Consider the following 14,938-nt stretch of genomic DNA (forward strand, 5'->3'; position numbering starts at 1 on the left):
AAAATTTGTTAACTAATTAAATCTACAGTTTTAATAGACTATTATAACTGATATATTTTATACATTTGCAGTCACTCATGTTTAATTTGAGTTTTCATGGTTATTAGTTTTTACCCCTGCCACAAGCGGGGGTTTTTTTAATTTTGAGATTTAAACTTTCCTGCTATCGCCTACTAAAGCTTTTTATTGAATTTAATACTTAGATATTAGTCCTGCTGAAAACAGTAAAAATTTACCATTCTTGGCATAATACTTGAACAGTTAATAATATGAACTATTATATATTCTTAGAGACATTTAAGAATATTTTAAATAAAACACCATCACTTACATATTAATTTTTTCATTCTAATCCTCTGCCTGGCCGGGGATTTTTTATATATAGCTATATAAAGAATTTGTGCTTTACATTTAAAGTTTTGTATAAATTATCAATCATCGAGTTTTATGAAATATGAGATGAGGTTTTATTTTATTATTTCTATGGAAGGACTATATGAATAGAAAATTAAGGAAAGTGCAAACAGCTTAATGTGCATGCTTTTTGTCAGTGACAAATCTGGTAGGATTCAGTATCGTCTTAATTAATTTAGAGGATTTCTTCAATGTTCACAAGTCCATCATTTAAAAGTTTAACAAGAGTTTCTGCGTAAAAATATTCGTCATCATTTACTATGCTATTTTTCTTTTGCAGCATCACAACATAATGATTGTTTACACTTATTCCGGAAAGGCAATCGTCAATTTGAATATCTTTATTGAATTTATTCTTCATCTGAGCATTAATCCATCGTATGACCATCTGATCAAAGGGATGATGTGTATTAAAAATTTGAATAGAATCCAGCATAACGCGTTTTCTTTTTTCCGAATATACAAAGATCCCGTATCACTTTGTGGATTCATGGTATCTATAATAGATTATTTTTTTAAAGACTTTAAGAATATTAATAACATCATACTTTTTAAAAAGCTGTTTGATTTATTATTATAATTAAGTATTTATACGGATCCATAAAATGATCATTAAGCTAAATTTGTATATTGCAGGGAAATTATTAATCATGAAATAATATTATTAATTCTTTTCTCCAACTTTGTATTTGCACAAACAATTCCAGGAACTAAAGATAATTCTGTAGCACCATCTTATAAATATTCAAAAGATTCATCTGTTAATGATTCTAAAATATATTCGGAAGTTGAACAGAACGCTGAGTATCCTGGAGGAATAAAAGCTTTCAGAAATAAAATATCGAGTACCTTTGATGATTCAGCCATGAACGGTTATGAGGGCACTGTAAGAACTGAAGTTACTTTCGTTATCGAAAAGGATGGAAGTATTTCAGATGTAAAAGCAATTGGTATTAATGGAAATTTCAACGAGGAAGCTATCAGGGTGATTAAGTCTATAAAAACTAAATGGATCCCGGCAAAAATTAATTCAGAACGAGTTAGGTATTTCTATAAATTGCCTTTGTCCATGACTTTTAATTAATAACTATAATGATCTTGGCCGGAACCCAGATATGCCTTACTGATTGATTAAAAAGAAAAAGCCCTATTGAGGGCTTTTTATTGTTGGTCGATTATTAATGGTTTTTGTAGGATTTAGCTATATCTAGCTGCAGTATTTTTCAATTTCATCTAACATTTGAACAGCTTTATCTGCCTGAGTTGGAGTAAACTTATAGGTAACGTATCTAGCATTGTGAGCTTGAGATTTAAGCCATCTATATTGTATGGCTATATCACGGCATTGCAATTCTACCATTTTAGCCCTTGTTTCATGTAGATCTCTTGTTTTTAAAGCTTTCTGTGCCTCGCTTATAGTGTTGCAAGTTACGCTGTGAGAAAGATTAAATGGAAAAATCTTTAAATTAACATAATGTAAAGCAGAGTAGAAAGCTGTGGTTACACACCAGTCATGATACTTACTTCCTTTTCTAAGTTCTTTACAGGCGTCTCTGTTATGATTAGCATGATCAATAGTTTGTGCCATTATATAACTTTTATAAAATGATCACAAGCTAATTGCTCATAATCTACATCCTCATTTCCTATAAAACTAAATTGTAAATGTGATTTGTTATCTTTTAGAAATCTAGCTTCAAAATCAAAAGCAAGTTCATAGAAAAGATTTATAAAAGAATCATTGACTGTGTTCTCAATACTAGTAATATAAATTGTATTTCTAGAAACAGGACTAATATAACATGAATCTATAGGATATTTTTTCTCAGTTAGAGAATTGTAAATATTCCAAGAATATAAAAAATGTTGAGTTATATTGTTTATGAATGAGTCTTTAAACTTACTTAAAAACTTTGCTTCTCCATGTTCTTCACCTTTGTTAAAGGCATCAATTATAGCATTAGCAGGAAGATAACCATCTAGCTCAACAAGACTAATCTGATCTTTTACAGATTGTAGATATTCTTCGATCTTTGATTGACTTTCAGTTGACATAACAGTTGGATCAATATTCATATTGTGTGATTGTATTAGTTTTCTATACAAATATATGCAAATATTGCATATTGCAATAAAAAAGTCTGCAAAAGTATAAAATATATTTTATAACTCAGAATTTATTTTTTATAATTATTTATAAATATATATTACTAACCTTTGTCATTGCTTATTATTGCAGAAATATTTGAACTTGACTGAGGGATGTAAACACTAAAAGAAGGCAACCATCAGCATATAGTTTATTTCAATCTTTGCAATTTCGAAAATTTAATTTTAGGTTTCATAAACAATATTGACATTGTAAAATACAGAAAGAATGAAGATGTTGGAACATCGTTGGAATTCTAACAATTAAAAAATCCCTAAACTACTGTTAATAAGTAAAATAGGGATTTATGATGAGGTACCTAGCGGATTCGAACCGCTGTAGATGGTGTTGCAGACCACTGCCTAGCCGCTCGGCCAAAGTACCATGTCTTTACCATTTTCAGGTGTGCAAATATAGCAAAATTTATGATTCAATAAAATTTTTCAGACAATTTCTTTTGTTCCCAGAGTCTCTATTTCGCTTTTTACTTGTCTTTCAGACTCATAATTTTTAATGTTGACAACCCGGGTATCACTCCAACTGTCGTGCCAGCCGGTTTCTCCAAGAAAGGAAAGCGCATCAAAAGGGACTGCTCTTGAAATATTTCTGATGAAAAATTCATTCAGGGTAGGAATTTGCCCGTCTGTGGTAATTACTTTTGTTCCTGTTATGTATTTTCCAATAGTTCTTCCTTTGGTAAAATATTCCATTAAAAAAGTATAAACAGAAAAGAGCAGTGATGTTACCAGAATATCAATAAAGCGGTTGATCTCAGATGCTTTTAGAATTAAGTTTGTAAGATAATAGGATCCGATGATCTTGTCTATCAATACTCCCAGGAAACCGATTGCGAAAAAGAACAGGTTAAAGATAATCCGGTCTATGACGAAATTCGCAAATCTGATTCCTTTTGTAGCTCTGTTATTGTCGACGATCCGTAAATATTTTCTCATGGTTGTTTATTAATTAAAATTTAGTTTTATGGTTTAGATTCCGTTGAGTATAAGCTGTAGCGTAGCTCTCGTATCAATAACTGCAGTTATTCCTGAGGGATTCATAAAAATGGTTCCCGGCGTAAGGCTGAAAACCTTCCCGTTGATTTTAAGCCCTTTATAGTATTCTTTATTAAAAGCTTCTTCAATGCTTTTCTTTGATGTATTTTCCATATCCTGTGTGGGAATTCCGTATTCATCTTCTATCATTTTTACAATCCTTCCCCTGAATAGAAGAGTAGCGGTTTTCTGCAGGATATTCGACGTCTTTAAGTTGAATTTTGTATTGGAAAGAACAATTTTCTTTTTCGATTCATCATAAACCGGAATTCCTGAAATAAAAGCTGTCCCGTTTACATATCCTTCCGTTTCTGCTTCAATCATTATTCGATCATCAACTCCGTAAACTTTTATGTCTTTAATTTTCACAGCAGATCCCCGGAAATCGTATTCTTTATTTAAAAACATATTCCGTGCAATATTCGAAGCTTCCGTAAACGGAATATTGGCAGTGGTCTGAAGAAGAAAATGGTTGGTTAATTCCGGAACAAAAGTGAAATCTGAAGCATTCTTCATCAGAGGTAAAGACTCAGGTTTATTTCCTGTAAAGGTTTCACAGTACACCTCGATCCCCAGGCTGGTGTTAATCTGATTGCTGTAAAACTTTAGTGGGGTAACCTGTACACGGACCGGTGTAACTTTTAGCCATGTATTATATTCTTCTGAAATAGGGAAGGGATTGGAAAAAACATTCCAGGCCATTATGGCATAGTGCTGGAAATTAAGCTGCGAAGCCATTTGCAGATCAATGGTCTTGCAGAATTTTTCCTGTTGCTCTTTCAGGCTTTTTTCAACTAAGGGTGTTATGGGGATCTGTATTCTTCCGAAATCTAAGGCCGGCTTGGTCACCCACCTGAACCCATTTGGTTTTGTAACAGTGGTAATTGTCCAGTTATTTTTTAAACTTAAGGTGGCGTTAAAAGACATGACTGTTTCAAAGGTGGTATTCTGGTAGGTATAGATTCCAAGAGTACCGATCCCTTTTTCAGCCCAGATTTTTAAAGGCACTTCAATCAGAATGTTTTGATTTGTTCCTCCCACTAACCGGATCGGACGTGTCTTCCATACTTTTACCTTAAACTGGTCATTGTTATTATCTGTATAAGAATCATCCTTGTAAATAAGGTCTTTTACTGAAGCATTGATCATATTACTGATCTCCGCAAGCGGAATCTCTACCGGCATGGTAATGCTGGATTTGATCTTCGGGAAATTGTAGTGGGTAATCTGATTACTCACAGGCGGCTGGCCGAAAATATTGATGCAGAAAATCAGTGAAAAAATTCTGAAGATTTTCAATGGAATAAATTTTAGAGTAATCATTAATTTTCAGGCTTAAAGCTTCGCTCCAATTCAATACTGGCTCCTTTCATTTCACCTTTCATTGGGGGAGCCGTTTTAGTGATCTTTAATTTAATATAGTCAATCTGCGGGAATTTTTCATGTACTTTAGAAATGATCCTTCCTGCTACATGTTCCAATAATTTAGATTTGACCTTCATCTCATCATGAAGAATATGGTTGATATCGGCATAACTTATGGTGTCGCGCAGGTCATCTGAAGCTGAAGCGTTCCATAAATCCGTATGAATTTCCGCATTCAGAATATAGTATGTGCCAATACTATTCTCTTCCGGAAGAACACCGTGATATGCATAAATTTTCACTTCATCAAGAAATATTTTACTCATGATCTTAATTTATGCAACAAAAGTACTATATTTAGTAGGCGAAACAAAAATTAATTTATTATGAAAAATCTAAAAAAATTATCCAGGGAAAATTTAAAAATAATCAGCGGGGGTGGAGCATATGTATGTCAGCAGGACTCGGATTGCGGACCTTATGGCTGTGCATTTTGCAAGATATTCAGCAACCGAAGCATGTGCATGTACAAAAATGATCCGGTGTGCTTTCCTGAGGTTCAGTATATATGAATTCACTATGTCAAGAAATAATTCATAATAAGTATTGTGGTATGTAATTAAATTATTAAATTTAAGATCCAAACATACATGAATTAATTATGAAAAATTTAAAAAAATTAAAGAGACAAGAACTTTGTCAGATAAGCGGAGCGGCACTTAGCTGTAATGGCTGTCCAACCGGCGGATATGGACCTGGAGGTACCTCCAATGGTTTTGATCATTCCTGTGAAGATTAGTAGTATTGCCCAACTGTTGTAAAACTTTGTCTTTGTAAGCATTGACTGCGTTTATTGTGAATTTCAAACAAGCATAACAATATGAAAAATCTGAAAAAATCAATAGAGAAGCTTTAAAAGGAATACAGGGAGGAGCTACCTGTAATTATGTATGTCCTCCGGGACCTTACGGGCCGGGACATCCAAAGTCATGTCGGGATTATGAGGCACTTCCTGCCTGTTGCAAGTCAAAAGTGCTGGTGAGTTACGAATGTTTCCCTCAGTAAATGAACTTCTTTAAAAATTCAGAAGTAGGTAATTATTTTAAAAAATGAAATGATAAAGGCTATCTTTAATAGGATAGCCTTTTTATGTAATATGAATTTTAAAATATTGTGAAAAATTATTTTATGCTTTTAGAAAGATCCAGCATGGCTTCAATCGGCTTTAAAGCTTTTAATCGTAACTCTTCATCAATAAGAATTTCCGGAAGTTCATATTTCATGCACAGATAGAGTTTTTCCATCGTATTACGCTTCATATAAAAACATTCCGAGCAGTTGCAGCTTTCATCAAATACGAGAGCCGGAACTAATTCTTTATGAGGAGCGCGTTTTTTCATTTCATGAAGAATACCTTCTTCAGTGGCAATAATAAATTTCTGGCAATCGTCCTGTTCCACAAAATTCAGCAAAGCCGAAGTAGAACCGATAAAATGAGCCAGCTTTAACACTGATTCTTCACTCTCAGGGTGGGCAATTAATTTAGCATCAGGATTGTCTGCCAACTGTTTGGCGATTCTTTCCATGGAGAATGCTTCATGAACAATACAGCTTCCGTCCCAAAGGATCATATCGCGGCCGGTTTTCTGGGATAAATATCTTCCCAGGTTTTTATCCGGAGCAAAAATAATAGGCCGGTCTTTCGGAAGGGCTTCAATCACTGTTTCAGCATTGGAACTGGTCACAATAATATCGCTTTCAGCCTTGGTTTCAGCATTACAGTTGATGTAGGTGGCAATCAGGGCATTTGGATGCTGTTCCCGCATCTTTCTTAAGCCTTCTCCTGAACATCCGTCTGCCAGTGAGCATCCTGCCATCGTATCCGGAAGAACTACTTTTTTAGTCGGGTTCAGAATCTTTGCAGCCTCTGCCATGAAATGGACACCACAGAACACAATCATATCCGCATTGGTGTCTTTTGCCTGCCTTGCCAGCTGCAGTGAATCTCCCAGGAAATCAGCAATGTCCTGAATTTCTCCGGGTTGGTAATAATGCGCTAGAATCACCGCGTTTTTTTCTTCTTTAAGCTGAAGAATGGCTTTTACCAATTCCTCGCCTTCAGGAATAATAAGATCTTTTATATCCAGAAATCCCCTTACAGGAATGGCAGATTTAGCTTTCTCTAATGTTTCGGTACTCATATCAACCTCAGTATTTTATGATATAGAAGCTAGATTTAGAAATTAGATTTTAGTCCGGAATTTCCCGCATTTTTACTAAATTCTAATCTTTAACTTCTGGTTTCTTCTATAAAATTTTGTATTAAACTTTCTATTTCTTTTTTGGCTTCGTCCAGATCCGTATTGATGACAATTCTGTCAAATTCTTTCGCATAAGATAATTCTTCCTCTGCCTTCTCTACGCGTATCTTAATGGTCTCGGCATCATCCGTATTTCTTAAGATCAATCTTCGTTCCAGCTCTTCAATAGAAGGCGGTTCAATGAAAATAGATAAGGCTTTTTCTCCAAAATATTTCTTTAAAGAGATTCCGCCTTTTACATCCACATCAAAAATAACGACTTTTCCCTGCTTCCAGATTTTTTCAACCTCGGATTTTAAAGTCCCGTAATATCTGTCCGTATAAACTTCTTCAAACTCCACAAAAGCATTTTCCGAAATTTTCTGTCTGAATTCATCAGGACTCAAAAAATGATAATCAACCGCATGGATTTCATTTCCTCTCGGCTGCCTCGTTGTGCAGGAAATTGAAAACTGCAAATCATTAAATACTTCCAGAGAATGTTTTACCAATGTCGTTTTTCCGCTTCCGGACGGTGCCGAAAATATGATAACTTTATTCATTTTTACTTATGAATTATGAGTTTTAAAGTCTAAGTTTTAAATCTGTGAAGCAACTTATAACTCATCATTAAGAACTTATCACTCTATAGTACGTTTAGCGTCTGCTCTTTAATTTTTTCCAGGTCATCTTTCATCATCACCACCAGTTTCTGGATTTCCGCATGATTGGCTTTTGAGCCTAAGGTATTGATCTCCCTTCCGATTTCCTGAGAAATAAACCCGAGTTTTTTTCCATTAAAATCCTCATTATCCATCACTTCTTTATAATACTTCAAATGTTGGGAAAGCCTTACCTTTTCCTCGGAAATATCCAGTTTTTCTGTGAAATATGCCATTTCCTGATAAAAACGGGTTTCATCCACATTTTCAAATTCTTTTAAAGATTTTTGATAACGCTCTTTTACACTCTGGATTCTTACTTCTTCAAAAGGAATTACTGCGCTAAGGGAATTGTCAATATTCTGAAGGTTTCTCTCCAGTTCTTCATGCAGGATTTTTCCTTCTGTCCTTCTGAATTCCTCAAAACGGTTGATTGCAGCATGTACAATTTTTGAAAGTGCTTCCCATTCGCCTTCAGACAATTCATCAGGTCTTGATGTGATGGCATCCGGAAGACGTACTGCCATTTTGAGATATTCAAAATCAGGACCGTCTGATGCAATATTACGAAGCTCATTGATGTAGGAATCAATTAAGTTTTTATTAATTTTTACATCATTGGTTTCCTCAAGGTTCTCTATATTAACATAGCAATCTACTTTTCCCCGGATAATCCTGTCGTTAAGAATTTTTCTGATCTCGAATTCTTTTTCTTTATAGCGCAAAGGGATCTTAATATTCAGATCAAAGCTCTTAGAGTTCAGCGACTTGATATCGATGGTAATCTTTTTGCCCTCAAAAACATCTTCGGCCCTGCCGAATCCGGTCATTGATAAAATCATAGTTTTTTATTGTCCTACAAAGATAAACATTTAAATTAGCAATGTGAACTCGCATTGATTGGGAAAATATAAATATCTAATAAAGATTTACGGTTCCATATGACCATTAAAAAACAATTCAATAATCTGCATGCAAAAAACCTGATTTCTGTAGTTGGCCCCACCGGCATAGGAAAAACACGTTTGGCTATTGATCTGGCTAAACATTTCAGTACAGAAATTATTTCCTGCGACTCCCGCCAGTTTTTCAGAGGCATGGAAATCGGCACGGCAGCTCCTTCTGCAGAAGAGCTTGCAGAAGCGCCTCATCACTTCATCGGTCATCTTTCCGTTCAGGAATATTATTCGATCGGACAGTATGAAGAAGATGCATTGCAGAAACTCAATGAACTTTTTAAAACCCATGGAACCGTTATCCTGGTAGGTGGAAGCATGATGTATGAAAAAGCTTTGATTGAAGGTTTAAACGATCTGCCAGAAGCGGACGAAGAAAATCAGAAAAAGCTGCAGGATATTCTGGAAAATGAAGGTATAGAAAAACTTCAGGGATTATTGAAAGAACTTGATCCCGAATATTTTGAAGTGGTGGATTTTCATAATCACAGAAGGCTTTTGCGTGCTATTGACGTTATCTGGCAGACCGATAAAAAATATTCCGAGCAGATTGCTGTTTCGCAGGATTCCCGGGATTTCAATGTTATCAGGGTCGGAATTGAAGCACCAAGAGAAGATTTATACGACAGGATCAACAGACGGGTGGATATTATGATGGAAAATGGTCTGCTGGATGAAGCTATAGGTCTTGAAAAGTATAAAGATCTGACGGCTTTGAAAACAGTAGGCTATACTGAACTGTTCAAATATTTTGAAGGAGAATGGGAACTCGATTTTGCCGTTTCAGAGATTAAGAAAAACAGCCGGAGGTACGCAAAACGCCAGCTGACCTGGTACCGTAAAGCAGATAATATTTATTATTTGCCGTTGGGATATTCCCAGAATGATCTTGACGGGTTAATTAAACATATTAATGAGCAGACTTAAAATAATTTGATTTTCAATGCAAAGATGTATTTATAGTTTTGAATATCTTTAGAAAGTAAAGAATAAAATCAATTCAACTTAATTGCCTAAATGTTCTTAACAGTTAAATTTGCAAATTATCATTCTGATGAATGAAGAATCTAAGTTAAGGTTTATAGATCTTCATCATACTTTTTTAGATTTAAAATACAGGCTACTGAGATATTAAAAACGAAGAAATGCAGCCCCGAAAGACTGCATTTCATTAATAATATAATTAAATTTACTACTTCCAGCCGCCACCCAATGCCCGGTACAGATCTACAATACTGCTTAACCGCTGTCTTTTTACAGAGGCAAGATTCAGTTCAGCCTGCAGAGAATTGCCCTGGGCAGTGATCACTTCTAAATAGTTGGCCATGCCGCCTTTATATAGCATTTCGGCACTTTTGATTCCATTTTTTAAAGTTGTTACCTGTTCTGCGGCTTTCTGTTCCTGAACTTTTAAACTTTCATTGGAAACCAAAGCATCAGAAACTTCACCGACTGCATTTAAAACCGACTGACGGAATGCCAGTACATTTTTATCTCTCTGGATTTTAGCAATATTTAAATCTGTTTTCAGGTGCCTTTTCTGGAAAATAGGCTGTGTAATTCCTCCCAGAACAGATCCGAATAAGGAAGCCGGAATCTGGAACCAGTTATCGATCTTAAATGAATTGACCCCTCCGTTTGCCGTAATTCTTAAAGCCGGATACATGCTGGCCTGGGCAATACCCACCATTGCATTGGATTCCAGTAAAATAAGCTCCTGCTGACGGACATCCGGGCGACGGCTTACCATGGCTGCCGGAAGTCCTGCCGAAATATCCTGGGGCAAAGATGTTTCGGACATTTCGATGGTTCTTGTAATCTGAGTCGGATTTTCACCCACGAGGATACTCAGCGCGTTTTCCTGAATCGCAATATTTTGTTCCAACTGCGTAATTAAGAGTTCTGTTGACTGCTTTTGTGCGGTTGCCTGCTGAACACCTAATGAACTCGTATCACCACTTTGCCATAATTTTTCTGTAAGGGAAAGGGTATTGGTGCTGAGCTCTAAATTTGCTTTTGCAATCTGTAGCTGCTTGTCCAGCATCAGCAAATTATAATATCCCTGGGCAATAGCAGCCACTACCTGTGTCTGAATAGCTTTTGTCGCTTCATACGTCTGCAGGTACTGCATTCTTGAAACTTCCTGCTGATTTTTAATTTTGCCCCAGATATCCGCTTCCCATGAAAGATTAAATGCGGCATTGTAATCTTCAACATGACTCTGACCTAAAAATAAATTTAAGCTCTGTCCGTTCATACTGTTTTTTGATGGCCTGGAAATCTGTGCAGAAACACCGAAGCCCACATCGGGATACTGAAGGTATTTTGCCTGTTTCAGTTTTTCCTGTGATGAAGCAACCTGCTTTAAAGCAATCTGTAAATCGTAATTGTTTTTGATTCCTTTCTCGATTAAACCCTGCAGCATCGGATCGTTGAAGAACTTTTTCCATTCCAGGTTTGCGACGCTTGCGGTATCAGCCGTGGCAGTATATTTAAACGTTTCCGGAAGCTCCAGATCAGGTTCTTTGAATGCCATTTTAGACACACAGGAAACCGAGCCTAAAGCCACAGCAAATGTGATAATGATATTTTTTATTCTTTTCATAAGTAAATATTTATTTTTATTAAAAGGTCTTATGTAATCCTGGTGATTTCATAATTTTAACTTTTAATTGATGACAAAACTTTGAGGTTATTTTAATAGAAACTCTTTCCATTGATTAAAATAACGGGTTTACCATGAACCGTTAAGGTTTCACATCTCAAAGCTTTGTTAGCATTTTTAATGAGCCGTTGTTAAAAGTTCAGCCTCCGGTTTTTGCCTGTGAAGTCTTTTCTTTTTTCTGCTCGGCATTTTTTCATGCAGATACTGGAAAATCACAAACATCACAGGAATAATAAAAATCCCGAATACCACTCCTGTAAACATTCCGCCAACCGTACTGATGCCGATAGAATGATTTCCTTTTGCTGCGGCACCCTGAGACCAGACTAAAGGAAGCATCCCTACGATGAAAGCAAAAGAGGTCATTAAGATTGGTCTTAAACGTAATCTTGAGGCCTGAAGTGCAGCTTCGAGTAAACTTCTTCCGGCGTTTCTTCTCTGGACGGCAAATTCGACAATCAGAATCGCATTTTTAGCCAATAGTCCGACGAGCATGATTAACCCGACCTGAACATAAATGTTATTGTCAATCCCGGCCAGTCCTGTGAAAGCAAATACCCCGAAAATACCTGTCGGAATCGTAAGAATAACGGCAAACGGAAGAATATAACTTTCATACTGGGCTGCCAATAAGAAATAAACGAAAAGAATACTTAAGGCGAAGATGAAAGTTGTCTGTCCGCTTGTTTTGATTTCCTCACGGGTAATTCCTGTCCACTCATATCCAAAACCTCTCGGAAGTGATTTCTGAGCAGTTTCTTCCACCGCTTTAATAGCGTCTCCGGTACTGTAACCTGGTTTTGGGGTTCCATTGATGGTAACTGCATTGAATAAGTTGTTTCTTGTCACTGTCTCAGGACCGAAAGTTCTTTTCAACGTCACTAATGTTTTTACAGGAACCATTTCGCCTGATTTATTTTTAACATAAATTCCTTCCAGGGAATTCGCATCGGTACGGTAAGGAATATCTGCCTGAGCCATAACCCTGTAATATTTCCCGAATCTGTTGAAATCTGAAACGAAACTGCTTCCGTAATAGATCTGCATCGTCTGCATCAGTTCTGTAATTGAAACACCCAGCTGGTTGGCTTTATCTGAATCCACGTCAATCGTAAACTGTGGGTTTCCTGCCGCATATGTGGTAAACGCAAATGCAATTTCAGGACGTTTCATCAATTCTCCGATGAATGCCTGGGTTGTTGTTCCTAATTGCTCGAAATTACCGTTGTTTTTATCCTGAAGCATAAATTCAAATCCGGAAACGTTACCGAATCCCTGAACAGTAGGAAAGTTGAAGAAGAAGGCATTTGCATCTTTTACCTGAGCTACTTTTCCGGTTAATCCGGCGGCAATCTGATCCGGGTCTTTTACTTCACCACGCTGGTCATAGTCTTTTAATTTAATAAAACCTGCAGCATAAGGCGAAGCATTAGAGTTGCTGATAAAGTTCATCCCGTCTGCTACCCAAAGGTGGTTTTTAGCTTTTTCACCATTGATGATATTGTCGATTTGTTCTGTTGCTTTATGAGTTCTCTCCAATGAACTTCCCGGAGGTGTATTCACCGCATACAAAACAAACCCCTGATCTTCTGTAGGAATAAATCCTGATGGTGCTTTATTAATTAAGAAAATACTGCCTGCAATCAGAACGGCCAAACCTCCGATGGCAACCCATTTATTTTTAATTAAAAATTTAAGGCTGTAAATATATTTCCTAGTCATGTTGTCAAAGCTCGCATTGAAAGCATTGAAAAACCTTGCGCCAAAACCTGTTTTTTTACCATGATCACCGTGTTCTCCCTGAGGGTCATTGAGGAATATAGCACATAAGGCAGGACTTAACGTTAATGCATTAATGGCAGAAATTAAAATGGCAATTGCCAGAGTAAATGCAAACTGTCTGTAGAAAACTCCTGCAGGCCCCTGCATGAAACCAACCGGAATAAATACGGCACACATTACCAGCGTAATAGAAATAATGGCACCGGAGATTTCACTCATGGAACTCATCGTGGCTTGTTCTACAGGCATCCCTGTACGCTCCATTTTGGAGTGAACGGCTTCCACAACAACAATCGCATCATCCACTACAATACCGATGGCAAGTACCAATGCAAATAATGTTAACATATTAATACTGAATCCAAACAACTGAAGGAAAAAGAAGGTACCGATAATCGCAACTGGTACTGCAATTGCGGGAATTAAGGTGGACCTGAAATCCTGAAGGAAAATATACACTACAATAAATACGAGAATAAATGCAATGACTAATGTTTCCACAACCTGATGAATGGATGCATCAAGGAAATCTTTAGAATTATACATGATAATGGGCTCAACTCCTTTAGGAAGGGTCGTTTTCATTTGGTCAACCTGCTTTTCAATTTCAGTTAATATTTCGTTTGCGTTTGATCCTGCAGTCTGAAGGATGGCAAATCCGGCAACAGGTTTACCATCCACTCTGTTGGCTGCTGTATAAGTATACGAGCCGAACTCTACTCTTGCCACATCTTTCAGTCTTAGGAAAGAACCGTCGCTGTTGGCTTTAATAGCTATGTTTTCGTAATCTTCGTTTTTGTTTAGTTTACCTTTATATTTTAAAATATATTCGTAAGTTTCCTTGCTTCCCTGTCCAAGACGTCCGGGTGCCGCTTCTAAGTTGTGATCTTTCACGGCATTCAAAACTTCCTGTGGCGATAGTCCGTTGGCAGCTAATCTGTCCGGTTTTAGCCACAATCTCATCGAATAATCCCTTGTTCCGAAAACCTGTGCCTGTGCAACGCCGGGAATACGCTGGATCTGTGGAATAACGTTGATTTTCAAATAATTCTGTAAGAAAAGTTCATCATATTGTTTTGGATCGTCACTTGACAATCCCATAAACATAATCATACTGTTCTGAACTTTCTGCGTGGAAATTCCCGCCTGAACCACTTCCTGCGGAAGCTGGCTCATCGCTTTGGAAACACGGTTCTGAACGTTTACAGCAGCATTATCTGCATCGGATCCTTGTTTGAAAAATACGCTCAAAGTCATCGTTCCGTCGTTACTGGAATTCGAAGTCATGTACGTCATATTTTCAACGCCGTTTACGGCTTCTTCAATTGGTGTAGCTACAGAACGGGCAACCACTTCTGCATTGGCTCCCGGATAAAAGGCGGTCACCTGAACGCTTGGCGGTGCAATATCCGGAAAGAGGGCAATCGGTAAATTAAAAAGAGACAGTGCTCCCAATAATAAAAGTATGATGGAGATAACCGTTGAGAGGACCGGTCTTTCTATAAATTGTTTTAACATAAGAAGTTTATTTTTTAATGTTGCGCAAACTTTTTTAGCCTGAATTTTAAATACTTAAGCTGCTTTTGGTTATAT

13 protein-coding genes and 1 tRNA gene are annotated in these 14,938 nt (G+C 36.7%); 2 read left to right on the plus strand and 12 right to left on the minus strand.

Annotation, left to right across the window (positions count from 1 at the left end; all coding sequences use genetic code 11):
- Window positions 1-589: 589 nt before the first annotated feature.
- The gene (locus tag MKJ01_RS00260) at window positions 590-850 is read right to left on the minus strand and encodes a hypothetical protein (protein WP_241610831.1); all 261 of its coding nucleotides are present in this window, start codon (window positions 848-850) and stop codon (window positions 590-592) included.
- Window positions 851-1,279: 429 nt separating this feature from the next.
- Between MKJ01_RS00260 and MKJ01_RS00265 the strand changes: the two genes are divergently transcribed.
- Window positions 1,280-1,498, plus strand: coding sequence for an energy transducer TonB (locus tag MKJ01_RS00265; protein ID WP_241610832.1), 219 nt, complete (start codon window positions 1,280-1,282; stop codon window positions 1,496-1,498).
- 123 nt (window positions 1,499-1,621) lie between these two features.
- Here MKJ01_RS00265 and MKJ01_RS00270 read toward each other — a convergent pair whose 3' ends face one another.
- From MKJ01_RS00270 to MKJ01_RS00310, 9 genes are all read right to left on the minus strand, one after another.
- Window positions 1,622-2,002 carry a hypothetical protein gene (locus MKJ01_RS00270; RefSeq protein ID WP_241610833.1) on the minus strand — a complete coding sequence of 127 codons (381 nt, stop codon included), beginning with the start codon at window positions 2,000-2,002 and terminating at the stop codon, window positions 1,622-1,624.
- Complete coding sequence (locus MKJ01_RS00275) at window positions 2,002-2,490, minus strand: hypothetical protein (protein WP_241610835.1); 489 nt, start codon at window positions 2,488-2,490, stop codon at window positions 2,002-2,004. The genes MKJ01_RS00270 and MKJ01_RS00275 overlap by 1 nt, the downstream gene beginning before the upstream one ends.
- A 386-nt stretch (window positions 2,491-2,876) precedes the next feature.
- Window positions 2,877-2,947: transfer RNA gene (locus MKJ01_RS00280), tRNA-Cys, on the minus strand.
- 59 nt (window positions 2,948-3,006) lie between these two features.
- A complete protein-coding gene (locus tag MKJ01_RS00285; protein ID WP_241610837.1) occupies window positions 3,007-3,516 on the minus strand; it encodes an RDD family protein in 510 nt (169 codons plus the stop codon).
- Window positions 3,517-3,549: 33 nt separating this feature from the next.
- On the minus strand, window positions 3,550-4,914 hold the full coding sequence (locus MKJ01_RS00290) for a DUF4403 family protein (RefSeq protein WP_241632403.1): 1,365 nt from the start codon (window positions 4,912-4,914) through the stop codon (window positions 3,550-3,552).
- Between the two features lie 23 nt (window positions 4,915-4,937).
- Window positions 4,938-5,309, minus strand: a complete 372-nt coding sequence (gene folB / locus MKJ01_RS00295) for a dihydroneopterin aldolase (RefSeq protein WP_241632418.1) — start codon at window positions 5,307-5,309, stop codon at window positions 4,938-4,940.
- 852 nt (window positions 5,310-6,161) lie between these two features.
- Window positions 6,162-7,181, minus strand: a complete 1,020-nt coding sequence (gene nadA / locus MKJ01_RS00300; protein ID WP_241610843.1) for a quinolinate synthase NadA — start codon at window positions 7,179-7,181, stop codon at window positions 6,162-6,164.
- Window positions 7,182-7,270: 89 nt separating this feature from the next.
- Window positions 7,271-7,843, minus strand: coding sequence for a guanylate kinase (gene gmk, locus MKJ01_RS00305; protein ID WP_241610845.1), 573 nt, complete (start codon window positions 7,841-7,843; stop codon window positions 7,271-7,273).
- Between the two features lie 83 nt (window positions 7,844-7,926).
- Window positions 7,927-8,784, minus strand: a complete 858-nt coding sequence (locus MKJ01_RS00310) for a YicC family protein (protein ID WP_241610847.1) — start codon at window positions 8,782-8,784, stop codon at window positions 7,927-7,929.
- A 99-nt stretch (window positions 8,785-8,883) separates the two neighbouring features.
- Between MKJ01_RS00310 and miaA the strand changes: the two genes are divergently transcribed.
- Window positions 8,884-9,825, plus strand: a complete 942-nt coding sequence (miaA, locus tag MKJ01_RS00315) for a tRNA (adenosine(37)-N6)-dimethylallyltransferase MiaA (protein WP_241610848.1) — start codon at window positions 8,884-8,886, stop codon at window positions 9,823-9,825.
- A 265-nt stretch (window positions 9,826-10,090) separates the two neighbouring features.
- Here miaA and MKJ01_RS00320 read toward each other — a convergent pair whose 3' ends face one another.
- Window positions 10,091-11,503: an efflux transporter outer membrane subunit gene (locus MKJ01_RS00320; RefSeq protein WP_241610850.1), complete on the minus strand. Its 1,413-nt coding sequence runs from the start codon at window positions 11,501-11,503 to the stop codon at window positions 10,091-10,093.
- Between the two features lie 177 nt (window positions 11,504-11,680).
- A complete protein-coding gene (locus tag MKJ01_RS00325) occupies window positions 11,681-14,863 on the minus strand; it encodes an efflux RND transporter permease subunit (protein ID WP_241610852.1) in 3,183 nt (1,060 codons plus the stop codon).
- Window positions 14,864-14,938: the final 75 nt, after the last annotated feature.

It is taken from the genome of Chryseobacterium sp. SSA4.19 (assembly GCF_022601875.1).
Taxonomy (GTDB): Bacteria; Bacteroidota; Bacteroidia; order Flavobacteriales; family Weeksellaceae; genus Chryseobacterium.